This window comes from Lentzea terrae (assembly GCF_003265345.1).
In the GTDB taxonomy this organism is placed as follows: Bacteria; Actinomycetota; Actinomycetes; order Mycobacteriales; family Pseudonocardiaceae; genus Lentzea; species Lentzea terrae.
The window spans coordinates 448,655-470,781 of the sequence record NZ_QFWW01000030.1 but is presented as its reverse complement, the minus strand read 5'-3'; the positions used below and the strand labels follow the sequence as shown (position 1 = coordinate 470,781).

Genomic DNA, 22,127 nt, shown 5'->3' with positions numbered 1-22,127 from the left:
TTCAGGGTGGGCGCGCGGCCCGTCAGTTGCCGACTTCGGCCAGGCAGTCCGGCGCCGGGTCGCGGTGCGGACCGGTGTAGCCCAGTCCGGTGCCGCGGTTCGGCAGGTTCGAGATGCCCAGCAGGATCGTGTAGCCGGGCGGGACGTCGCCGGGGCTCATCGTGACCGAGCCGTCCTCTTCGTGGCGCGGCAGCTTGTAGCCGTCCATGAGGTCCAGCTTGCTCTCGTCGAGCGGAGCGCAGTCGCGTGACATCGGCACCGCCTTCGCGCCGATCCCGTACTCGCGCAGCTTGGCGTTGGCCGGGCCGACCCCTTTGATGTCCCGGATGGTCAGCGTGACGCTGCCGTCGGCGTTCTTGGTCACGGCGAACGCCTCCGGGCTGTTGCCGCTCGTGGTGATCGCCACGGTGGCCGCACCAGCGATCGCCAGCGCCCCGGCCGCCACCAGCAGCGGCCGCGTGGACCTCGTGCGCCGCTCCGGCGCTTCCTCCACCGTTTGCCCGTGCTCGCGCATCAGGTCGTCGAGCAGGTTGTCCTTGAACCTCGTCATCGTGCTCCCCCTCCATTGGCCAGGTCGCGAACCTTGCCGCGCACCCGGAAAAGCCTGATCCGCAGCGCACCGGACGACATGCCCAGCACCTTCGCCGCGTCCTTCGGTGCCATCCCGACCAGATCGACGAGCTCGATCACCTCGCGGTCGGTGTCGGACAACGCGGCCATGGCCGCGATCAGCTCACGCCCGGTCCGTTCCGCGTCGATGCGCGTGACCAGGTCCGTGATCTCGTCGGTGTCGAGCGACCGCCGCCCGTGAATCCGCGCCACCACGTCCTTGCCGCGCGTGACGGCCTCGCAGTGCTGCGCGAACACCCGCCGCGCGATGCCGAGCACCCAGCCGCGGGCGGTGCCTCGCGTCGGGTCGAACGTGCCGAACGAGGTGATGGCGGCGAGGAACGTGTCCGCGGTGAGGTCCGCGGCCGTCTGCGGATCCGCGGTGCGCCGCGCGAAGTACGACGTGACCACGTCGAACTCGGCCTGGTAGACCTCCTCGAACGCGCGCGCCGCGCGGGTCGGAGGCGGTAACGGTGGATGTTGTGGAGCTGTCATCGGCTGACTCACGCTAATGGTTGCCGACTTCCAGCCAGGCCGTTACATGGGCTTCTTGACCTTCACCGTCATCTGCTCGTCCAGCGGCATCCTGGGCTTGGTCCGGAACGTCACCGGCAACGCCCGCAGCCCGCGGCTCCCCAGCGACACCCGCCAGCTCAGGGACTCGGAGGGGTCCAGCGTCAGCCCGGCGCAGCGTTCCAGCAACGTCCGGAACGCCACCTCGCCCTCCAGCCGGGCCAGCGGTGCGCCGAGGCAGAAGTGGATGCCGTGCCCGAACGCGAGGTGCTGCCGGTCCGCCCGCTCGATGTTGAGCTGGTCGGCCCGCGGATAGCGCGTGCTGTCGTGCTCCGCGGAGGCCAGCGACAGCAGTACGACGTCGCCGGCCGGGATCTGCACGCCGCCGATCGTCACCGGTTGCGCGGCGAAGCGGATCAGGTGCGAGGTCGGGCCGTCGAAGCGCAGGAACTCCTCGATCGCGCCGGGCAGCAGCGTCGACGAGCGCTGCAGCAGTTCGAGCTGCTCCGGGTGGCGCAGCAACGCCAGCGTGCCGTTGCCGACGAGGTCGACGGCGGTCGTGTATCCGGCCACCAGCAGCAGGAACGCCAGGGAGGCGAGCTCGCGGTCGGTCAGCGCGGCCTCGCCGGTGGCGCGGGCCAGCGCGCCGATCAGGTCGTCGTCGCCGGAGGTCCGCTTGTGCGCCACGAGGTCGCGCAGATAGCCGGACACCTCTTCGCGCGCCGAGGCCGCGTCGCCGTCGGACAGGCCGGTGACCACGTCCGACCAGTAGCGGAAGTTCTCCTGGTCGACGGCGGGCACGCCGAGCAGCTCCATCAGCACGGTGATCGGCAGCGGTGCCGCGAAGTCCGCGATCAGGTCGCAGCCGCCGGAGTCGATGAACGCGTCGGCCAGTGACGCCGCGACCTGCTCGACACGGGGGCGCAGCGCGGCGATGCGGCGCGGGGTGAGGGCGCTCGACACCGCGCGGCGCAGGCGGGTGTGGTCGGGGTCGTCGGTGTTCATCATGTGGTCGGAGAGGTCGCCGAACCACCAGGACGCGAAGTGCGGATGCCCGCGCAGGGGCTCGGCGAGCGCGGAGCCGTGCGAGGACAGCTGCGGATTGTCCAACGCGGCGCGCACGTCGGGGTAGCGGGTCACGAGCCACATCGGCACGCCGAGGGCCTCGACCCGGTGCACGGGCCCTGCTTCGCGCAGGCTCTTCAGCACCGCGTACGGGTCGTCGGTGAAGCCGGGGCGCAGCGCATCCAGATTTACCGCCATGTCGAGGGACACGGCCAGGAGACCGCCTCGGTTCAACCGGACTGGCATTTTGGGCAGAAGTACACGAATCTCGTCTCGAACTCGCCCGATCGGACCCTTGTGCCGCAACGCAAACAGGGTTTGCCGGTGCGCTCGAAAACCCAGTTCTTGACTCGTCGATCAGAAGTCGTGATCTGTTCGGGCCGCCACTGGTTGGCCTGCAACAGCTTGCGCGACAAAGCAACCGCACGGGCGGCGTCCACAGATGACACCGGCGTCGTGGGGAGAACTCCTAACAGAAAACAAACTTCCGCGCGGTAGAGATTTCCCACGCCGGCCATCACGCGCTGGTCCAACAATGCGAGCCCGATGGCTCGGGAAGGATCGGCGGTCAACCGCTGAACGGCCTCAGCGGCGTCGAACTCGTTCGAAAGCAGGTCCGGCCCGAGATGCGAAATGAGCTCGTCTTCGCGGGAGGTCGGCACGAGCTCCATGTCGTGCAACGCGAACCCGATGGCCTGCCGGTCGTCCACCTCCAGGACCGCGCGGGCCTGGTGTCCGGGTCGGCGCCAGCGCTCACCAGGCCGGTAGAGGTGCCACGCGCCGTCCATGCGGAAGTGGCTGCGCAGGCTGTTGCCGTCGGAGAACCGGGTGAACATGTGCTTGCCGTACGTGCGCACGCCGGCGACGTCCAGCCCGGCCAGGTCCACTGTGGACAGCCGAGGGTGGCGCAGCTCGCCGCGCCGCAGCGTCTTGCCGGCCAGGGCTTCGTGCATGCGGTGCCCGGCCAGGAAGACGGTGTCGCCCTCAGGCATCCACCGCCTCTTGGATCTCGTCGTCGTCGAAGTCGTGGTGCACGGCCCTGCGTCTGCTCCGCGAGATGCGCTGGATGCGGGCGAGCAGCAGGTTGAACGCCAGCGCCACCTCACGTGCGCCCGGCGTGCCCCACTCGTGGATCGGCATGCACGCGCCCTGGGCCTGCTGGACGGCCAGCCGGTCCGGCAGCGCGACCGGCATCACCAGCGGGCCGAAGATGTCGCGCAGCTCCTCGATGCGGAACTGGTGCTCGTGCGAGCGCGGCCGCACCCGGTTCACCACGACGCCCAGCGGCTGCAGGTCGGCGTTGTTGTGCTCGCGCTCGTTCTGCACCGCCTCGAACGCCCGCTGCACGCCCGCCACCGCGAACATCGTCGGCTCGGTGACCAGCAACGCGCGGTCCGCGGCTACCAGCGCCGAGCGGGTCAGCTGGCCCAGCGACGGCGGGCAGTCGAGCAGCACCAGGTGGTACGGGAACTCGTCGTACATGTCCCGCAACGTGCGCAACGCGTCTTTCAGGCGGTGCAGCCGAGACTCGTTCGGATCGGGGTGGTTGAGCAGCTCGGCGTCCTCGGACCCGGACAGCACGTCGATGCCGTCGCCCCACCTGCTCGGGCGGATCGCCTGCTCGAGGTTCTCCTCGGACGGGTCCTGCAGGACGTCGTAGATGCTGGTCTTGGATTCCTCTGGCTCCAGCGTCGACGTGGCGTTGCACTGCGGATCAAGATCGATCACGAGCGTGCGGACGCCACGGCGGAGAGCGGCTGAGGCGAGGCCGAGCACCACCGTCGTCTTGCCGACGCCTCCCTTGAGGCTGAGCACGGACACCGTATGCACAGACCTACTCTAGGGTCTCCTACTCTGTGTGCCATGCGACCGGACGCCGTACACAGGGTGCTCGACGCCGAATTGGCCGCCGCACGCACGCGCAGGGGTGGCGAACCTCCGCGCGTCCTCGACGTGGGCGGTGGCAGCGGCGTCTGGGCCGTGCCCCTCGCCGCGGCGGGCTGCGCGGTCACGGTCGTGGAGCCGTCGCCCAACGCGCTGGCCACGTTGAACACCCGTGCGCGCGAGGCCGGGGTGACGATCAACGCGGTCCAGGGCGACACCGATTCCCTCGGTGTTCCCGCTGGTGAGGCCGATCTGGTGCTGGCGCACGGCGTGCTGGAGGTCGTCGACGACGCACCGGCCGCGCTGTCCTCGCTGGCCGCCGCCGTCGCGCCGGGCGGCGCGGTGTCGGTGCTGGTCGCCAACCGGTTCGCGGCCATTCTGCACCGGGCCATCGCGGGCCGGATCGTGGACGCGCGGCGGTTGCTGGACGACGACGCCGGTCAGCTTGCGGGCACGCGCGATCCGTTGCAACGTAGGTTCGACGTTCCAGGGCTTGAGAAGCTGGTCCTGGAGGCGGGGCTTTCCGTCGAGCTCCTGCAAGGTCATGGCATCGTTTCGGACCTGGTGCCGGGCGTCGTGCTGGACGCCAATCCGGGCGCTGCCGACGCGCTGGCCGAGCTGGAACTGGCTGCTGCGACGCGGTCTCCGCTCAGAGACGTCGCAGCCCGCTTGCACGTCCTTGCCCGCCGAACCGCCTGACTGAAGTCGTTTTCATGGGTTTGCAGTAGGGTTTATGGCCCTGATGACTGGTCCCAAACGATTTCGTGGCGAAAGATGATGGCTCCGCTGCCAACGTAGGGACCCGCGTCATGGAGAGTTCCGACCTGCTGGCCTCACTCGTGAACGAGGCCGTCGCGGGTGATCGGCGTGCTGTCGACCGGCTGCTGGGGTCCGTCCGGCCGCTCGTGTCGCGGTACTGCCGCGCGCGCGTCGGTCGCAACGAACGGGCCTATGCGTCGGCGGACGACGTGGCGCAGGAGGTCTGCCTGGCAGTGCTGACGGCGTTGCCCACCTACCGCGACCAGGGCCGGCCGTTCCTCGCGTTCGTGTACGGCATTGCCGCGCACAAGGTCGCGGACGCGCACCGGGTGTCGGCGCGCAACCGGTCCGAGCCGGTCGCCGAGGTGCCGGACGGGCCGTCGCAGGCCATCGATCCGGAGGAGAACGCGCTGCTCGGGTCGCTCTCGGTGCGGCTGGGCCGGTTGCTGGAGGGGCTGCCGGACAAGCAGCGCGAGATCCTGCTCCTGCGCGTGGTGGTCGGGCTGTCGGCGGAGGAGACGGCCGAGGCGGTCGGATCGACGCCGGGCGCGGTGCGGGTGGCTCAGCACCGGGCGCTGTTGAAGCTGCGGTCGGCCGTGGGGGTCGAGGAGCTGATTTGACCGGGGCGTTCTACGACGGGCTGGCCGAGTCGTACGACCTGATGTTCCCGGACTGGGACGCGTCGATGGCCCGGCAGGCGGCGCAGCTCTCGTCGTTCATTCCGCCCGGCGCGCGCGTTCTGGACTGTGCGTGTGGCATCGGTACTCAGGCGATCGGTCTGGCCATGCGCGGCTACTCCGTCGTTGGCGCTGATCTGAGTCCCAAGGCGGCTACTCGGGCCGTTGTGGAGGCCTCAGCGCGTGGGGTGTCGTTGCCTTCGTTTGCGGCGGACATGCGTTCGTTGCCGTTTGCAGACGACTCGTTCGACGTTGTGCTCGCTGCGGACAACGCCCTGCCGCACTTGCTGACCGCTGATGACGTCCTTGCGGCGCTGCGAGAGATGCGGCGGGTGATGCGGCCCGGTGGCCGGCTCATCCTCTCGACGCGCGACTACGACGCGATTCGGCGCGAACGGCCGGTGTCGACGCCACCGTCCGTCGGGCCCGGTCGGGTCGTGTGGTTCCAGCTGTGGCACTGGGACGGCGATCAGTACGAGCTGGAGATGTTCCAACTGCACGAGGCCGATTCATGGCGCGTCGTGGTGGGTAAAGCACGATATTGGGCGATTACTCGTCACGAAATCACCGAATTGGTGCATCGTGCGGGGTTCGGTTACGCGGAGTGGTCGCTCCACGCCTATTACCAACCGCTGTTGATTGCGCCGAACGGGTGACCTTTGAAGTTTCTCCCTACTTTCCGCATAAGGAGTGACGTTCCGCACGTCTCCTCCACGGGATGTCGAGGAGGGGAAGCTTCGGATGGAGAGTTCGGCGTTATCCGCGGAGCTGGTCGCCCTGGCCGTGCAAGGGGATGTCAGGGCCACTGACCAGCTACTTCGCTACCTGCGTCCGCTGGTGGTGAAGTACTGTCGCGCACGGGTGGGGCGCTCCGCGACAACCGCGGACGACGTCGCACAGGACGTCTGTCTGGCCGTCCTGACGGCTCTGCCGAACTACCGGGAGCAGGGCAGGCCCTTCCTGGCATTCGTCTACGGCATCGCGGCGCACAAGGTGGCCGACGCGCACCGGGCGCTCGCTCGTAACCGTGCGGAGCCGATGGCCGATGTTCCGGACCAGGCTTCGCGCGGGGTCGGACCCGAGGATTTCGCTCTCCAGGTCGAGCTGAACGACACCATGGGCGAACTGCTGCGGCTGCTGCCGGAGAAGCAGCGCGAAATCCTCGTGCTGCGCGTGGTGGTGGGTCTCTCCGCCGAGGAGACCGCCGAAGCCGTCGGGTCGACACCGGGCGCCGTCCGCGTGGCTCAGCATCGTGCACTAGGGCGTCTGCGGAAGGAAATAGCCGCTGCCACTGTGCCGATCGGGTGAATCTCAATTGGTCGCGTGGGCTAAATGCATCCAAACGACATACCTATGGGCATGAGGAGTTCTGACCCAGCGGACGCCGCCGAACGGCTGCGCGTCGACGGGGTGCTCGTGCAGCACCTCCGCGAGTCAGGACTGACGGGCCCGCTCTGGGACCACTTCCACCGCCAGCTTCTCGGACGCGCGCTCACGATTGTTACAAGGCTTGTCCGGTCCGGGGCGATGTTCGCGCGCTGTGGCAAGCACGGCCGCTACCTGTACCAGCAGGCCATTCCGCTGGACGAGGCGGAAGAGCTCGCGAGCGACGCGGTCTTCGAGGGGTTCGTGATCTTCTGCGAGCGGGGCCTGCTCGGCAGGGAGTGGTCGATCGAGAACGGGCAGCCGTTGCACGAGTACTTCGTCAACGCGTGCGTGCTGGCGTTCCCGAACGTGTACCGGCGTTGGCGGACCCGCATGAACAGTTGGCGGGACGTCGACCTGCTGGACTCGTTCGCCTCGCTCGAGCAGGTCGTGACCGAGGGGACGCCCGAGGACGCGGTGGTGGAGCAGCAGGCGGCCGACGCGGCGTTCGCGGCGTTGAGCGAGGACAGCCGCAGGTTGCTGATCCTGCACGACCAGGGCTATTCGCACGCGGAGATCGCGGAGCTCACCCGCCTCACCCCGCGGGCCGTCGAGGGCCGGATCCGGCGCGCTCGGCTCACCGCACGCCAGCACACGGACGAGGAACGGTGATCCGCGTGGAGTTCACACCCGGTCTGCATCGCAAGGTCCCGGCTTCGGCCGTCGAGCAGTCGTCCGTGAGCGGCTCGATCGACGTCTCCAAGGGTTCGTTGGACGCGTTGGTCGAACGGACCGCTCAGGTCGGTGGCAAGGAGCCGGTCGACCCGCCCGCGCCGTCGTACTACTCCCGCAAACCCGAGGTCGCCGACAGCTACGTCGCGCTGGCCGTGGCGGGGGATCGTGCGGCGATCAACAGGCTGCTCGGCACCATCAGGCCGTTGGTCGTGCGGTACTGCCGTGCGCGCGTTGGGTCGTTCGCGTCGGCGGATGACGTTGCGCAGGACGTGTGCCTTGCTGTGTTGACCGCGTTGCCGTCTTATCGCGATCAGGGCCGGCCGTTCCTGGCGTTCGTGTACGGGATCGCGGCGCACAAGGTCGCCGACTCCTTCCGGAGCTACTCCAGGAACCGTGCGGAGCCTGTGTCCGAGCTGCCCGAGTCCGTGGACGCCGAGGCCGGTCCGGAGCAGCGTGCGATGCAGGGGGAGATGTCCGCGCAGATGGCCGCTCTACTGCGCGTGTTGCCGGAGAAGCAGCGCGAGATCGTGGTGCTGCGTGTGGTCGTGGGGCTGTCGGCGGAGGAGACGGCTGAGGCGGTCGGCTCCACGCCCGGTGCGGTGCGGGTGGCTCAGCACCGGGCGTTGACCCGGCTGCGTCGCGAACTCAGTGACGCCAGCGAGTGACGTTGGCGATTCCTTGCGGACTCGCGTCCTTGTAGCGCTCCATCTCCCCGCGCCGCACGTCGGCGATCGTGCCCGCCAGCTCCTTGCCGAACGCCTCGGTGAGGACGGCGTCCTTCTCGAACTCCTCGACCGCTTCCCTCAGCGACGTGGGCAGCCGCTGGGCGCCGTCCAGCAGCGCCGGGTCGACGTTGAGGCCCTCGGGGAGGGTGGCCTGCGTGGCGATGCCGTCGAGACCGGCCGCGATGACGCCCGCGACGACGAGGTACGGGTTCGCGGTCAGGTCGAAGCACTTGATCTCGAGGTTGTCCCGGATGAGCCTGAGTGCCGTCTCGCGGTTCTCCTCGCCCCACGCCACGAACGGTGCTGACCACGTGTGCGGCACGAGCCTGAGGTAGCTCGCGAGAGAGGGACAGCCGATGGCGCACAACGCGCGGATGTGGTTGAGGATGCCCGCGCTGAACTGCCTGGCCTCGTCGTGGAAGTCCTCGAAGAGGTTCGTGCCGTCGCGCCACAGGCTGATGTGCAGGTGACCGCCGTTGCCGACGCCGCCGTTGATCACCTTGGGGGAGAACGACGGGCGCATGCCGTGGCGGATCGTGATGGCGCGGATGGTTTCTTTGACCAGTACCGCGGTGTCCGCGGCTGCTGTGGGGTCCTCGGGCGCTGTGGAGACCTCGAACTGGCCGGCGGCGTACTCGGGGTGGAACTGGAGGACCTCGACGTCCTGCTGGTCCAACGCGTTGAGGAGGTCCACGCAGTAGTCGGACAGCTCCACCTGCCGTGCGTGGCCATAGGCGGAGCCGCTCGTGGCGGGGACGTAGTCGTCGGTGTCGGGCTTGCCGACGCACCACTCGATCTCGAAGCCGGCCTTGGCGGAGAGGCCTTGCTCTTCGAGCTTCTGTTCGGCTTTGCGGGCCTGGAGGCGCTGGTCCATCGGGTACGCGACGCCGCTCTGGAAGTGGCGGTCGGCGGGTGCCCAGGCCCAGCCCGGCTGACCCGCGAGCACGGTGAGGCGGTCGAGGTCCGGGTGCAGGCGCAGGTCGCCGACCGGGCCGCCGGCGAACCGGCCCTGGATGATCCAGTCGTCGAACAGGAACACGTCGAACACCGGTGAGGCGCCCACGCCGTGTGCCGCCGCGTGGGCCAGTCTGCGCAGAGGCACGGACTTGGTGCGTGTGATGCCGCTGTTGTCGACCCAGGTGAGCGCCACGACGCGCACGCCCCTGGCGTTCAGCCCGTCGAAGAGTTCCGTCGCGCGGTCGAACCGCTGGTCCCGTTCCGCAGAGTCCACGATCCTAAGGTTATGGGCATCTTGCCGTTCGTCGCCGAACTCGGGCTGATAGATCACCACTGCCACGGCGTGCTGCGCGTGGACAGCACTCGATCGGAGTTCGAGTCGCTGCTGTTGGAGGCTGACTCGGTCGCTGTGCCGGGTGGATCGCTCTTCGACTCGGCGCTGGGGTTCGCGGTGCGTCGGTGGTGTGCTCCGCTGCTCGACCTGCCCCGGCACGCGTCGGCTGAGGCGTACCTCGAACGGAGGAACTCGCTGCACATCACCGAGGTGTCGCGGACGTTCCTCATGGCGTCCGGGATCCACACCTTTCTGGTGGACGGCGGGTTCCAGCCGGACCGGTTGCTGTCCGGTTCCGAGTTGGCGTCGCTGGCGGGGGCGGTTTCGCACTCCGTGGTGCGGTTGGAGCACCTGGCTGAGACGGTGCGGCCGTCGGTTTCTGCTTCGGAGTTTTTGGACGCCGTTCGTTCTGCTCTGGCTTCTGGTGGGGCCGTGGGGGCGAAGTCCGTTGCGGCGTACCGGGTTGGGCTTGCGTTGCCTGGTGCTCGGCCTGCTGATTCGGATGTGCTGGCCGCGGTGGGGGCGTGGTCAGGTGGGCGGTTGGCCGATCCGGTCGTGATCGCGTGGCTGGCGTGGGAGGCGTTGGACGCCGGGCTGCCGTTGCAGTTCCACGTGGGCTACGGCGACTCGGACATCGATCTGCACCGATGCGATCCGTCGTTGCTGACGCCGTTCTTGCGCGCGACTGTGTCTCTTGGGGTGCCTGTGCTGCTGTTGCACAACTACCCGTTCCACCGGCAGGCCGGGTATCTCGCGCAGGTGTTCCCGCACGTGTTCTGCGATCTCGGGCTGGCGACGCACGGGCTGGGGCATCAGGCGTCGCGGGTCTTCGCCGAGGCGCTGGAGATCGTGCCGTACGGGAAGTTCTTGTTCTCGTCCGACGCGTTCGGTCTGCCCGAGTTGTACTACCTCGGCGCGTTGCTGTTCCGGCGCGCGTTGTCCGACTTCCTGTCCGATGGTCTGCGGCGTGACGCGTTTCTCGAGGAGGACGCGCACCGGATCGCGCGACTCATCGCGTCGGAGAACGCGGCGCGCGTGTACAAACTGTAGGATTCTCTCGAACTGACGTTCGAGGGGGTGTTCATGGGTCGCAGTGCGAACCTGCCACGCGGCCTGCGCGACCGGTTCCGTGCCCGTGACGGCGTCTGGCCCGACGACACGGGCTGCCGGATGCTGCACGTCGACATGGACGCCTTCTACGCGTCGGTGGAGATCCGCGAACGCCCGGAGCTGGCGTCGGTGCCCGTGGTGGTCGGCGGCATCGGCGGCCGTGGCGTCGTGTGCTCCGCCAATTACCTGGCTCGCACGTTCGGCGTGCGTTCCGCGATGCCCACCGCGCATGCTCGTAGGTTGGCCCCTCATGCCGTGTACCTGCCGCCGCAGTTCGACCTCTACCAGGAGGTCTCGCGCGGGGTCATGGCGATCTTCCGCGACATCACACCGCTCGTCGAACCCCTGTCGCTGGACGAGGCCTTTCTGGACGTTGGTGGTGCTCTGCGCCGGCTCGGCCTGACCTCGGGTGGCGTGGGGGAGCTGATTCGTGCGCGCGTGTTCGACTCCTTCGGCGTCACTTGTTCGGTCGGCGTGGCGTCGACGAAGTTCCTCGCCAAGCTCGCGTCCGGCATGTGCAAGCCCGACGGCATGATGGTCGTTCCCGCTGATGCTGCGCTGGAGTTCCTGCACCCTCTTCCGGTGTCCTCGCTGTGGGGCGTCGGTGCGAAAACCGCTGCGCGCCTTGAGGAAAAGGGTCTGGAAACCGTCGCCGACGTCGCCGCGACCCCGTTGCCCCGCCTGCGCCGCATGATCGGCGTCGCGATGGCGGAGCACCTGTTCGCTCTGGCTTCCGGTGTGGACGAGCGCGATGTCGTCGTTTCTGCTCGAGAGAAGTCGATCGGCGCCGAGGAAACCTTCGAGGTCGACCACCTGGATCGTGCCGTGCTGCGCCGGGAGCTGTTGCGCCTGTCCGAGCGTTCGGCAGGTTCCTTGCGCGCCAAGGGTTTGTGCGGCCGAACAGTCTCCATCAAGGTCCGCTTCGCCGACTTCACCACGATCACCCGCTCGCGCACGCTGCCCGTGGCAACCGACGTGACCCAAGAGGTCTACCGCACCGCGGTCGAGCTCCTCGACACCCAGGTCCCGCCCGGCGCAGTCCGTCTGATCGGCGTCCGAATAGAGGGACTTGACAACGCCGACTCCGCCCAGCAACTGATCTTCGACGCCCCAGAACGCGGCTGGCGCGAAGCCGAACAAGCCGCTGACCAGGCCCGTTCCCGCTTCGGCTCGCTAGCGGTCCGCCCAGCCTCACTCCTCGGCAACAGTCCAGAAAGGACAGCCGAGCCCGAACCCAAGCCCGAGTGATCGCGACTTGTCCACAACCCCGAACTTATCCACAACTTCCACTTGACCCGACTCCAACGAGTGCCCTCCGGCGCACCATGAACCCATGCGCCACCCCATCGACCTAGAAGCCCTGGGCACCCTCTTCGACCACCGAGTGGCCCCGCTGGCCGCCTTGCTCCACATAGGACTGACCCCGCCCCTGATAGAGCAACGCTGCCGCCCAGGCGGCCCCTGGCAACGCCTGCTACCCGGCATCCTGCTCCTGAGCCGAGCAGGCCCCAGCCGCACCCAGTTGGTCCACGCGGCCCTGATGTACGCAGGCGAAGGCGCCATGCTCACCGCCTTCGACGCCCTCTGCCTGCACGGCATGAAGTCAGCAATCCCGCTCCTGGGCCCGATCCACGTCCTGGCCCCACGCCGCTCCAGAGCCATGGGCTACGCCGCCCTGCGCGTAGAACACACCGACCGCCTCCCCAAACCAACGATCCGCCGCGGCTTCCACACAGCCCCGCTGGAACGAGCCGCCATCGACGCAATCCGCCGCACCAAGTCGATCCCGGACACCAAAGCCATCCTCGAAGAGGTGAGCCACTTCGTAGGCGTCCAAGCCCTGCGCACAGAACTGGCTCTGGCCCCACCGCGAGGCACGGCCCTGGCCCGCAAACTCCTGGGCGAATCCCCAGCCCGCCAACTGGAACGAGCCGTCCTGGACCGCCGCCGCATCCCCCAACCCCTACCGCCAACCCGCGTCCCAGCCACAGTCGGCTAACCGGCTCTGCCCAACCGCTCCAGGCGTGCGCGGACCCCCTAGCGCGCCACCGCGGCGAGCCACGCCCACACCCGCCAGCCCGCCCACGCATCTGGCGCTCGTACCCGCCAACACAGCGCGCATCAGAGGCCTGACCGCACGCCGCCTGGGCAACGCTGGCGTGCTTACGCCTCGCTGGCGTGGCACGCAACGCCGACCTGCTCGCGCACGGGCCAACTTCACCACCCTCCTGCTAGCCCGCCCGCGCAGCCCCGCCATACAACGCGCCTGCCAGTTACCCGACCGCACACCACCTACCCGACCGCACACCACCTACCCGACCGCACACCACCTACCGCCCATCACCCATCGCCTACCGGCCGTCACCTGCTGCCCGTCACCTGCCGCCTGTCCACCCGCCACCCACCAACTGAAAGGAGCCTTGATCGACCGCAACACCCCACGGTCCCCACCACGGCCTGCGTACCGGCAACCGTCGGCCAATCCCGGCTCGCACAACAAGTCCCGTCGGTCGCCCGCCCACCTGCGCCCTCGCCGCCCCCACCCGCGTACCCGGCACAACGTCCGCCGCCGCATGTGCGCCAGCCGGTCCGCAAGCCAACGCCCGGACCCCTCGCCAGTCCAAGCCTCCAACGCAACACCGGCCCGCCGACGCACCCGCCACCCCCCGCCGGCACAACGCAACCCCCGCCCGCCCTGACCAACCAGGCACGAGCCACCGCCCACAGAACGCACCCCGGCCCAGTCACCACGGAAAGGAGGCCGCCACCCCCGCAACCCTGTCAACCAGCCGATCGGCCACTCCGCGTACCTCTGCGGGATGACATCTGCGATAACACCTCCGGCCTCCAGAGGGAGGTGGGGTGACGCTAAGTGTCCCTACGGTCACTCGAGCAACACCTCATCGAACACTGGAGGTACCCAGTGAGAGCAGGACAGCGAGGTGCCCGTCGGGGGTTCACCGCGCTCGCACTGTCGGCGGGCCTGATCACCACAACTGCAGCAGTCGCACACGCGGACCAGCCCAAGCCGACCGAGCAAGGCCAGAGCGTCACGCTGATCACCGGTGACCGGGTCGAACTGGCCGGCAACCGGATCGTGAAGTACGTGCCGGGTCCCGGCAGAGGGCAACTGGCCGTGCGCACCTACACGCAGAACGGGCACCAGCACGTCGTGCCCGCCGACGCGGTTCAGTTGGTGGCCAACGGAAAGCTCGACCCGCGGCTGTTCGACGTGACGTCGTTGGTGGAGTTCGGCTACGACGACGCGCGCCGCAACACCGTCCCTGTCATCGTGCGGCCGGCGGCGGGCGCACGAGCACAGGGCATCAACGCGCTCAACGCCAAGGAGACCGTGGCCGACCTCGTGACGGGCGCGGCCGAGAAGTCGGGCAGCGCGTGGGAGTCGCTGCGCGGCGGGGCGGTCGAGAAGGTGTGGCTCGACGGCGTCCGCAAGGTGACGCTCGACCGCAGCACCAAGCAGATCGGCGCGCCGGAGGCGTGGCAGGCGGGCGTCACCGGCAAGGGCGTGAAGGTCGCCGTGCTCGACACGGGTGTCGACGAGAAGCACCCGGATCTGCAGGGCAGGCAGGTCGCCGAGAAGAACTTCACCGGGTCGCCGGACAACACCGACGAGGTCGGCCACGGCACGCACGTCGCGTCGACGATCGCCAGCAAGGGCGAGAGGTACCGCGGTGTCGCGCCGGACGCGGAGATCCTCGACGGCAAGGTCTGCCAGCCGGGTGGCTGCACCGAGTCGGCGATCCTCGGCGGCATGCAGTGGGCCGCCGAGCAGGGCGCGCACGTCATCAACATGAGCCTGGGAGGAGGTGACACCCCGGAGATCGACCCGATCGAGGCGGCCGTCAACCGGATCTCCGCCGAGACCGGCGCGCTGTTCGTGATCGCGGCGGGCAACTCCGGGCGCCCGGAGACCATCGGGTCGCCCGGTAGCGCCGAGGAAGCGCTGACCGTCGGGGCTGTGGACCGCAACGACGGCATCGCGCCGTTCTCCAGCCGTGGCCCGGCCGCGGACGGTGGGGTGAAGCCCGACGTGACCGCGCCCGGCGTCGACATCGTGGCGGCCGAGGCCGGAACTCAGGGCCACGTCGCGATGTCCGGCACCTCGATGGCGACCCCGCACGTTGCCGGTGTCGTCGCGCTGCTCAAGCAGCAGCACCCGGACTGGACCGGCACGCGGCTCAAGGCGACGATCATGGCGTCGGCCAAGGCGAACCCGGCGCTCAAGCCGTTCGACCAGGGCACGGGACGTGTGGACGTGCCGAAGATGTTGGCGCAGCAGGTGATCTCCGAGCCCGCCAACATCAACTTCGGCGTGCAGCAGTGGCCGCACGACGACGATCAGAAGGTCGTCCGCGAGGTCACCTACCGCAACGCCGGCAAGGAACCCGTCACGCTCGACCTCACCGTCGACGTCACCGGACCGGACGGCAAGCCCTCGCCCGCCGGTCTGTTCGCCGTGTCCCCGGCGAAGGTCACCGTTCCCGCCGGCGGCGAGGCCAAGGCCACGATCACCGCTGACACCAAGGTGAACGCGGCCGACGGTGCCTACAGCGGCGCGCTCGTCGCGTCGAACGGCCAGCGCACGCTGATCAGCGTCAACCGCGAGGTCGAGAGCTACGACGTCGGCGTCTCGGTGCTCGGTGTCGACGGCAACCCCACAGCGGACCACGGCACGGTGTTCATCAACACCAAGACCGGCAAGGGTTACTCGGCCCAGGCCAAGAACGTCCGGCTGCCCAAGGGCGAGTACATCGTGGACAGCCCGGTCTTCACGCCGGACCGAAAGGTCGTGTTCATGGTGCAGCCCAGGTTCGAGGTGGCCGGCAAGACCGCGATCACGGTGGACGCCCGCAAGGCCAAGCCGGTCGCGCTCAAGACCCCGGACGCGGCGGCCAAGGGCATCATCGGCACGGTCGTGTACTCCACCAAGGTGGCGGGCCAGCCGTACGGGAGCGGCTGGGCCTTCTTCGACGGCCTCGCGGGCAAGGTCCTCACGGCCCAGCTCGGCCCGGACGCGCCGGGCTTCACGACGACGCTGGCCGAGCAGTCCCAAGGCACCCCGCGCGACGAGAAGACGCCGGTGAGCTACCGCCTGATGTGGACCGAGCGCGGCATGCCCACAGGCTTCGAGCGCACCGCCAAGGCGACCGAGCTCGCCGAGATGACGAGCACCTTCCGCCCGGCAGGCGAGGGCTACCGCCACAGCGTCGCGGCCATGCCGCACCCGACCGACGGCAGCGGCGGCTTCGCCTGGTTCACACCGGTGCCCGACAACGGCCGCGCCGTCGACCTGGTCAACACCACGGGCGGCAAGTGGAGCTGGATCTACGAACGCACCGCCCCGGACAACGCCCGCGAGTACTCGGCCGAAACGCCGGCCGGCTCCTACAAGGCAGGCAAGAAGTACACGCAGACGTTCGGCAAGGCAGTCCTCGGCCCGTCCGTTCCGGCGGCTCCGAGCTTCGGCCTCGCGCGGCTCGAAGACCAGATCGCCGTCCGGGTCCCGCTCTTCACCGACAGCAACGGCGGCGAAGGCCGGGTCGGCACCGGAACCGCGAAGACCACGCTGTTCCACAACGGCACCAAGCTCGGCGAGCAGCCCCAGCCGGGCGCGATCTTCGACGTGCCGGCAGCAGAAGGCTCGTACCGGACGGAGATCGAGCACAGCCGCACCGCCGAGGTGTCCACGAAGGTCAGCGGCACCTGGACCTTCAAGGCCAAGCACACCACCGAGGTGACCCACCTGCCGCTCACGGTGGTCCGCTTCCTGCCCAGGCTGGACGACAACGACACCGCCCACGGCCGCGTCCTGATCGTCCCGCTGAAGGTCGAGCAGCAGCAGAACACGCCGAAGGTCAAGCGCGTCACCGTCGAGGTCTCCTTCGACGACGGCGCGACCTGGAAGCAGGTCCAGGTGGCCGGCGACAAGGCGATCGTGAAGCACCCGAACGGCGCGAAGTCCGCGTCACTGCGGGCGAAGACGACCGACGCCGCCGGCAACACGGGCGAGGTGACCATCATCCGCGCCTACAAGATCGCGAGCTGACCCGGCAAAACCTGTCAGACCCGCTGACCAGCATCCAGCACAGTCAGCGGGTCTGACACTTTCAGGGGCGCCGGTACTGCGCGGGCGAGCCCACCGTCGCAGGGTCCTCGTAGCTGCCGGCCGTCCCGCGATCCACGTGGAAAGTGGTCAGCGTCGAAACCGGCGAAGCAGGATCACGCCGATCCCCGATCACCCGCATGTGCGCGGAGAACCGGGAGGGCGTCACCTCGTACACGTCGTACCCGTACCGGTTGCCCTCGAAGTACTTCAGGTGCGGGTTGGCGGCGCCCAGCACCGGCCCGTTCACCGCGTTCCACTCCGGCGAGTAGGCGCCGGACGTGATCGAGTGCGCCGTGAACTCGGTGCCGATCACCGGCGACGACAGGTCGTCGAAGTCCGGCCGGATGTCGTCGACGAACGCCGAGTGCCAGTCCCCGGTCAGCACAACGAGGTCCTTCATCCCCGAGGAAGCCACGTGGCCGAGCACCTCGCGACGCTCCCGCAAGAACCCGTCCCACTGATCGGTGAAGTAGTAGCCACCACCGGGCCGGGCGAGCTGAGACAGCATGATCGAGTTGATCCACACCTGCCAGGTCTCGCGCGCCGAGGAAATGCCGTCCAGCAGCCACTGTTTCTGCACAGGACCGAGGATCGTGCCGTCAGGAAGGTTCTGCGCCGACCGGTACTGCCGCAGATCGAGAACCGTGAGATCCAGCAGCGAACCCCACTGCCGCCGCCGGTAGATCTGCGGCTCCAGCGCCGAACCCGAGCGGATCGGCAGGTGCTCGTACCAGGCCTGGTAGGCAGCGGCACGGCGCTTCACGAACGGCGCGGAGCCCTCGGAACCGCTGTAGTCGTTGACCACCTCGTGATCGTCCCAGGTCAGGAAGAACGGGTGCGCGGCGTGGGCGGCGCGCAAAGACGGATCGCCCTTGTACAACGCATGGCGCCGCCGGTAGTCCGCGAGGGACAGCACGGCCGCGCCCTCGTGATCACGCACGTGTGCGCCGCCGACTTGGCCGTGTTCGTAGATGTAGTCGCCGAGGTGCACGACGAAATCGAGTTTCTCGGCAGCGATGCCCGCCCAGGCCGCGTAGAAGCCGTCGTGGAACGCCTGGCAGTTGGCCGTCGCAAAGCGTGCGCGCGCAACGGGACCGACGGGGGCCGTGCGTGTGCGGCCGACGCGAGAGCGCTTACCCAGAGCGCGGAACTGGTAGTAGTAGGTGCGGCCGGGACGCAGGCCGGAAACCGGCACGTGCACGCTGTGTCCCAACAGGTTCGATGCCGCGACGGTGCCGCGCGCGACGACAGAGCGCATCGTGCGGTCCAAAGCCACGGTCCAGGAAACCTCGACGACCTCGGGCAGTGGCTGCGAGAACGCGAGCGGTTCCACCACCAGTCGCGTCCACAGGATCACGCTGTCCGGCAACGGATCCCCGGACCCGACGCCCAGGCAGAACGGCGCCGCGTCCCAGGAAGCACCCAGATCGAGCGCGGCCGCATGAGCCTCGGCGGGCGACAGACCAGAGGCAAGAGGCCACACGGTCCCCAAAGCGCCGGCGGAAGCTGCAGCACGCAGGAGATCACGTCGGTTCAGCATCAGCGGGCCTCCACCGTGAACGAGATGTTGTCCGCGTAGCCGTCGTTCGAGCTGCCGCCGCCGGATCGGGTCAGCTGCAGCGTCACCACGGCGGTTCGGCTGCCGGGAGGAACCGTGCCGCGCGCGGAGCGTTCCACCAACCCGGTGCGCCCGGAGCGTTCCTCGGCGGTCACCGGGCCGAGGACGACGAGGCCGCGCGGGGTGCCGCCCGAATCCAGGAACTCGACGGACAGGCGGGCGCCGTCCTGCTGTGCGGCGTAACCGCCCAGCCAGCCGGAGAGGACGAACTGAGACGAGCGGCGCGGCAACGTCACGCTCTGTCGCAGAGTGCTCAGTGCTGCGTTGCCGCCGCCGAAGAAGGAGGCACCGCGCTGTGCCGGACCGGGATCACCGGGCCCCGGATACCCCTGCCCCGTGTCGTACCGCAGCACGACGGGGGCGCCCGCGACGGTGAGCCAGCCGGTCAGGCCCTGCTCGGCGTCGCCGTTGACGATGAGATCGGTCATGGCGCCGATCGGAACAAGGCAGCGTTGCCCGGCCGGATCCGGCGGTCGAACTGGGCGTGAACGCATGGCCACAAGGGCCCGTGGAGGCCTCACGACGGCCTCACCGCTGCCCTAGAAGGATGATGGTGACAGAACCGACCGTATGAGAAGGCCGACTGGGTAGTCGCCGGGCCGCGCGGATCGTATCCTGGGGGGTGACGTCCCCAGGGTGGGTCGTCCGCCGGGTTCGGCGGAAACCGAAAACACCCGGCGCCCGCGACCGCTGTGCCGGAGGAGGAACGATGCCACTCTCCGAGCACGAGCAGCGACTGCTCGACCAGATCGAGCGCGCGCTCTACGCCGAAGACCCGAAGTTCGCATCCACCGTACGAGGCGCCAAGTTGCGGCGGCCGTCCAAACGGCGCCGTGTACAGGGCATCGTGTTGTTCGTCGTTGGTGTGGCGGCGCTCGTCGCCGGTGTGAGCTTCCTGTCGAAGCTCGCCATCGTCGGGATCCCCGTCGTGAGCGTCTTCGGCTTCTTGCTCATGTTCTTCGGTGTGCTCATCACCCTGACGACGCTGCGTCGTGGTGACCAGGTCGCCGAAGGGACGCAGGAAGACGGCAAGCCGACCCGCAGCCGCAGCTCGTTCTCCGAACGGATGGAGGAGCGCTTCCGCAAGCGTTTCGACGAAGAGCAGTAAGCCGAGAGAGAACTTCAACGCGAAGGGCCCGCCCCCACCAGGGGAGCGGGCCCTTCGCGTTGGGACTAGACCGGAACGGGCTCGCGCTCGGGTGTGTCGGCCACGGGCGCGGGCGTCGGCTTGAGCACCGACGTCGGGAACAAGCGCGCCCGCAACGACAGCGGCGCGTTCTGTCGCAACGACTGTCGCACTGCGGCCAGGGCAGCGGGCAGCGCCGGGTCGGCGGCCGGGTTCGCGCTGTACCAGGAGCGCTCGATCGCCCCGATCACCACGCGCAGGCCGTCCTTGCCCGCGTCGTCCAGGTTGTGCTCGCGCGCCAACCGGCGGGCGGCCGTCCGGATCGTCTCGGCCGGCGGCACGGGCGCGCCGCGGTCGATCGACTCCGCCATGAGCTCGCTCCAGGCAGCCGTGGCCGCCCCCGGACCGAGCGCGGCGACGGTGTGCAGTCGGTTGCGCCGGCGCACCGTGCGCACCAGCAACGGCGCCAGCACGAGCCCGGTGAGCACCAGCGGCACCGCCAGCCACCACGAGATCAACGCGGCCGCGAGCCCGGCGCCGATCAGCCACAGCGCGGCCGCGGCGGGTATCAGCAGCTTGCGCGCCCACGTCAGGCCCATCAGGCCGGCGCTGAGCACGCCGAGCAGCGCGAGCACGAGCAGCACCGTCAGCAGCGCCGCCAGCACGAGCACGATGCCCAGCGCCCACAGCAGCCACGCGGGTGTCTCCTGCGTGGGGGCCTGCTGCTGGCCCTGGTTGTCCTCCGTGCCGTCGGGCGAGGCGGACGGCTGGGCCGACCCGGACGCCGACGGCGCCACCGTCTCGGTCTTCGTCTCGGTCGGCACCTGCTCGTCGGCACCGGGCGAGGTCTCGCGCAGGTACGGCGGCACGACGCCGCGGCCGTCGTCGATCGGGGTCGGGTCGAAGGTCATCCAGCCGTAGTTCGGGAAGAAGATCTCGACCCACGCGTGCGCGTCGTCGGTGCTGATCACGCGGTAGGAGTTGTCGGCCGACGGAACACCGGCGGTGAAGCCGATCGCGACGCGGGACGGCAGGCCGACGACGCGGGCCATCACGGCCATCGCCGACGCGAACTGCTCGCAGTAGCCGACCTTGCCCTTGGTCACGAAGTCGGTCAGCGCGTCCTTGTTGACGTCGCCCTGGGTCTTGAGGTCGTACTTGAACTCGGTGGTCGGGCCGTTGAAGAACGCCGTCAGCGCGGCGGCCTTGTCGAAGTCGTTGGTGGTGCCCTCGACGATCTTGTTCGCGAGGTCGATCACCTGCTGCTCGACGCCGTCGTACTTCTTGTACTCGTTGTCCACCGCGTTCTGCTGCCCGGACGCGAGCCGCAGCGACTGCTTCGTGGGCGTCGAGAGCACCGTGTCGATCGTGTACGGCTCCGGCTCCCGCTCCCGCTGGCTGAAGATCACGCCCTTCTTCACGTCGAAGCGGTAGTCGTCGTCCGGGGTCTCGATGCTGCGGACGGCGCCGTAGGTCGGCAGCCAGAAGCTCCGCCAGTCGCGCGGCTCGATGTCGATCCGGGTCGTCTTGCCCTCGCCGCGGTCGCCGGCCTGCGGGGGCAGCTCGCCGCGCGCGGCCTGGCCACCGGGGTCGCTGCCGCGCTCCCAGCCCTTGTCCGGCACGTACTTGGCGAGCGTGGTCGCGCGCAGGTACGTCTGCTCCGGCAGGCCGCGCACGTAGAACACCTCTGCGGTGCGGCCGCGGTTGAGCATGCCGCGCAACGACGTCATCTCGCTGAGCCCGATGCCGCCCTTGCCACCGCCGCCGCTGCCGCCCATCGGCAGCCGGCCGACCGTGCCGACGATCGTGAAGCCCGCACCGACGATCAGCGCGATCACCATCGCGATCGACGCCACCGTCGTCGCCGAACCACCCGTCCCGCTCGCCGACCCGGAGCCGAGCCGGCCGCGCCACGCCTCGTGCCGGTGTTGACCGTCGACCGCGAGCAGCATCGCGAACGCCGCCGCGCCCAGGACGAACGTCCAGAACGGCAGCATCTCGTCGGCCAGCGACGCGGGCACCGCGAACACGCACAGCAGCACCAGGCCGGACGCCGCCGGGGCCGCCGCGGCGACCGCCAGCGTGTCGACCAGCACCGCGACCAGGCCGATCGCCAGCACCACGAGCGCCTGGATCGCCGGCGTCGCGTGCACCGGCGGCACCCCGGTCTGCACCTGCGCGACGGACTCCGCGAGCACGTCGCCGAGCTCGCCCAGCGCGTCGGGGCCGGGGATGAACAGGAAGATGCCCGACCGCGTGTGCAACGCCGTGAGCAGGCACAACAACACGAAGACCTGGGCGATCGCGACCAGCGGCGGGGTCAGCCTGGTGGCCCGCAGGAACGCGCCGGTCACGGTGATCGCGACGATCACCACGCCGATGCGCACCAGCCACAGGTCACCCTCGATGACGCCCGACAACGCGGTCGACGCGCACAGCACGGCCAGCGCCGCGATCCACGGCGTGGCCGAGGTGAACCACTCGGGCTCGGTGGCCTTCGCGGGAGCGGAACGGGACCCCATC

The 22,127-nt window shown here is 69.2% G+C and carries 20 protein-coding genes; 11 read left to right on the top strand and 9 right to left on the bottom strand.

The genetic code is table 11. The features are described 5' to 3' along the window. Positions 1-22 precede the first annotated feature (22 nt). Genes DI276_RS39235 through DI276_RS39215 form a run of 5 tightly spaced genes read right to left on the bottom strand, consistent with a single transcriptional unit; the run spans position 23 to position 4,017 of the window. Positions 23-550, bottom strand: a complete 528-nt coding sequence (locus DI276_RS39235) for a hypothetical protein (RefSeq protein ID WP_112273268.1) — start codon at positions 548-550, stop codon at positions 23-25. Beyond that, complete coding sequence (locus DI276_RS39230) at positions 547-1,104, bottom strand: RNA polymerase sigma factor (RefSeq protein ID WP_112273266.1); 558 nt, start codon at positions 1,102-1,104, stop codon at positions 547-549. The genes DI276_RS39235 and DI276_RS39230 overlap by 4 nt, the downstream gene beginning before the upstream one ends. Positions 1,105-1,146: 42 nt before the next feature. After that, the gene (locus DI276_RS39225; protein ID WP_198681185.1) at positions 1,147-2,397 is read right to left on the bottom strand and encodes a cytochrome P450 family protein; all 1,251 of its coding nucleotides are present in this window, start codon (positions 2,395-2,397) and stop codon (positions 1,147-1,149) included. A gap of 20 nt (positions 2,398-2,417) precedes the next feature. Then, on the bottom strand, positions 2,418-3,179 hold the full coding sequence (locus DI276_RS39220) for an Fpg/Nei family DNA glycosylase (RefSeq protein ID WP_112273264.1): 762 nt from the start codon (positions 3,177-3,179) through the stop codon (positions 2,418-2,420). Next, positions 3,172-4,017 carry a ParA family protein gene (locus tag DI276_RS39215; RefSeq protein ID WP_112273262.1) on the bottom strand — a complete coding sequence of 282 codons (846 nt, stop codon included), beginning with the start codon at positions 4,015-4,017 and terminating at the stop codon, positions 3,172-3,174. The genes DI276_RS39220 and DI276_RS39215 overlap by 8 nt, the downstream gene beginning before the upstream one ends. 33 nt (positions 4,018-4,050) lie before the next feature. Between DI276_RS39215 and DI276_RS39210 the strand changes: the two genes are divergently transcribed. From DI276_RS39210 to DI276_RS39185, 6 genes are all read left to right on the top strand, one after another. Further along, positions 4,051-4,770 (top strand): class I SAM-dependent methyltransferase, encoded by a 720-nt coding sequence (locus DI276_RS39210; protein WP_112273260.1) that lies wholly within the window; start codon positions 4,051-4,053, stop codon positions 4,768-4,770. Positions 4,771-4,880: 110 nt separating this feature from the next. Next, the gene (locus DI276_RS39205; RefSeq protein WP_112273258.1) at positions 4,881-5,450 is read left to right on the top strand and encodes a sigma-70 family RNA polymerase sigma factor; all 570 of its coding nucleotides are present in this window, start codon (positions 4,881-4,883) and stop codon (positions 5,448-5,450) included. Then, positions 5,447-6,163 (top strand): class I SAM-dependent methyltransferase, encoded by a 717-nt coding sequence (locus DI276_RS39200; RefSeq protein WP_198681184.1) that lies wholly within the window; start codon positions 5,447-5,449, stop codon positions 6,161-6,163. Before DI276_RS39205 ends, DI276_RS39200 begins: the two co-directional genes overlap by 4 nt. 85 nt (positions 6,164-6,248) lie before the next feature. Continuing rightward, a complete protein-coding gene (locus DI276_RS39195; RefSeq protein WP_112273256.1) occupies positions 6,249-6,815 on the top strand; it encodes a sigma-70 family RNA polymerase sigma factor in 567 nt (188 codons plus the stop codon). A gap of 51 nt (positions 6,816-6,866) precedes the next feature. Beyond that, complete coding sequence (locus tag DI276_RS39190) at positions 6,867-7,544, top strand: RNA polymerase sigma factor (protein WP_157985232.1); 678 nt, start codon at positions 6,867-6,869, stop codon at positions 7,542-7,544. Between the two features lie 209 nt (positions 7,545-7,753). Further along, complete coding sequence (locus tag DI276_RS39185) at positions 7,754-8,272, top strand: sigma-70 family RNA polymerase sigma factor (RefSeq protein ID WP_232837238.1); 519 nt, start codon at positions 7,754-7,756, stop codon at positions 8,270-8,272. Here the strand turns inward: DI276_RS39185 and DI276_RS39180 are convergent. Further along, positions 8,253-9,563, bottom strand: a complete 1,311-nt coding sequence (locus tag DI276_RS39180; RefSeq protein ID WP_112273252.1) for a type I glutamate--ammonia ligase — start codon at positions 9,561-9,563, stop codon at positions 8,253-8,255. The two genes, DI276_RS39185 and DI276_RS39180, sit on opposite strands and share 20 nt — an antisense overlap. Before the next feature lie 12 nt (positions 9,564-9,575). On the opposite strand from DI276_RS39180, the gene DI276_RS39175 reads away from it, so the two are divergent. The 4 genes from DI276_RS39175 (at position 9,576) to DI276_RS39160 (ending at position 16,800) form a co-directional block, all read left to right on the top strand. Beyond that, complete coding sequence (locus DI276_RS39175) at positions 9,576-10,673, top strand: amidohydrolase family protein (protein ID WP_112273250.1); 1,098 nt, start codon at positions 9,576-9,578, stop codon at positions 10,671-10,673. 33 nt (positions 10,674-10,706) lie between these two features. Beyond that, positions 10,707-11,981, top strand: coding sequence for a DNA polymerase IV (locus tag DI276_RS39170; protein ID WP_112273492.1), 1,275 nt, complete (start codon positions 10,707-10,709; stop codon positions 11,979-11,981). Positions 11,982-12,273: 292 nt separating this feature from the next. Beyond that, complete coding sequence (locus DI276_RS39165) at positions 12,274-12,732, top strand: hypothetical protein (RefSeq protein ID WP_157985231.1); 459 nt, start codon at positions 12,274-12,276, stop codon at positions 12,730-12,732. A gap of 924 nt (positions 12,733-13,656) precedes the next feature. Beyond that, on the top strand, positions 13,657-16,800 hold the full coding sequence (locus DI276_RS39160; protein ID WP_112273246.1) for a S8 family peptidase: 3,144 nt from the start codon (positions 13,657-13,659) through the stop codon (positions 16,798-16,800). 61 nt (positions 16,801-16,861) lie between these two features. Here the strand turns inward: DI276_RS39160 and DI276_RS39155 are convergent, their stop codons facing one another. Further along, positions 16,862-18,400, bottom strand: coding sequence for an alkaline phosphatase D family protein (locus DI276_RS39155; RefSeq protein WP_232837221.1), 1,539 nt, complete (start codon positions 18,398-18,400; stop codon positions 16,862-16,864). Then, the gene (locus tag DI276_RS39150; RefSeq protein ID WP_112273242.1) at positions 18,400-18,906 is read right to left on the bottom strand and encodes a phosphoesterase; all 507 of its coding nucleotides are present in this window, start codon (positions 18,904-18,906) and stop codon (positions 18,400-18,402) included. The genes DI276_RS39155 and DI276_RS39150 overlap by 1 nt, the downstream gene beginning before the upstream one ends. A gap of 281 nt (positions 18,907-19,187) precedes the next feature. Between DI276_RS39150 and DI276_RS39145 the strand changes: the two genes are divergently transcribed. Next, positions 19,188-19,586, top strand: a complete 399-nt coding sequence (locus tag DI276_RS39145; RefSeq protein WP_112273240.1) for a DUF3040 domain-containing protein — start codon at positions 19,188-19,190, stop codon at positions 19,584-19,586. 65 nt (positions 19,587-19,651) lie between these two features. Here the strand turns inward: DI276_RS39145 and DI276_RS39140 are convergent, their stop codons facing one another. Continuing rightward, positions 19,652-22,126 (bottom strand): transglutaminase family protein, encoded by a 2,475-nt coding sequence (locus DI276_RS39140; protein WP_112273238.1) that lies wholly within the window; start codon positions 22,124-22,126, stop codon positions 19,652-19,654. Position 22,127 lies beyond the last annotated feature (1 nt).

Excerpts from the sequence above, each read along its gene's own strand:
- DI276_RS39155 (WP_232837221.1), bottom strand. The coding sequence starts at position 18,400 with ATGCTGAACCGACGTGATCTCCTGCGTGCTGCAGCTTCCGCCGGCGCT.
- DI276_RS39175 (WP_112273250.1), top strand. The coding sequence starts at position 9,576 with ATGGGCATCTTGCCGTTCGTCGCCGAACTCGGGCTGATAGATCACCAC.
- DI276_RS39140 (WP_112273238.1), bottom strand. The coding sequence starts at position 22,126 with ATGGGGTCCCGTTCCGCTCCCGCGAAGGCCACCGAGCCCGAGTGGTTC.
- DI276_RS39150 (WP_112273242.1), bottom strand. The coding sequence starts at position 18,906 with ATGACCGATCTCATCGTCAACGGCGACGCCGAGCAGGGCCTGACCGGC.
- DI276_RS39205 (WP_112273258.1), top strand. The coding sequence starts at position 4,881 with ATGGAGAGTTCCGACCTGCTGGCCTCACTCGTGAACGAGGCCGTCGCG.
- DI276_RS39230 (WP_112273266.1), bottom strand. The coding sequence starts at position 1,104 with ATGACAGCTCCACAACATCCACCGTTACCGCCTCCGACCCGCGCGGCG.
- DI276_RS39210 (WP_112273260.1), top strand. The coding sequence starts at position 4,051 with ATGCGACCGGACGCCGTACACAGGGTGCTCGACGCCGAATTGGCCGCC.
- DI276_RS39195 (WP_112273256.1), top strand. The coding sequence starts at position 6,249 with ATGGAGAGTTCGGCGTTATCCGCGGAGCTGGTCGCCCTGGCCGTGCAA.
- DI276_RS39235 (WP_112273268.1), bottom strand. The coding sequence starts at position 550 with ATGACGAGGTTCAAGGACAACCTGCTCGACGACCTGATGCGCGAGCAC.
- DI276_RS39170 (WP_112273492.1), top strand. The coding sequence starts at position 10,707 with ATGGGTCGCAGTGCGAACCTGCCACGCGGCCTGCGCGACCGGTTCCGT.
- DI276_RS39220 (WP_112273264.1), bottom strand. The coding sequence starts at position 3,179 with ATGCCTGAGGGCGACACCGTCTTCCTGGCCGGGCACCGCATGCACGAA.
- DI276_RS39190 (WP_157985232.1), top strand. The coding sequence starts at position 6,867 with ATGAGGAGTTCTGACCCAGCGGACGCCGCCGAACGGCTGCGCGTCGAC.
- DI276_RS39165 (WP_157985231.1), top strand. The coding sequence starts at position 12,274 with ATGTACGCAGGCGAAGGCGCCATGCTCACCGCCTTCGACGCCCTCTGC.
- DI276_RS39145 (WP_112273240.1), top strand. The coding sequence starts at position 19,188 with ATGCCACTCTCCGAGCACGAGCAGCGACTGCTCGACCAGATCGAGCGC.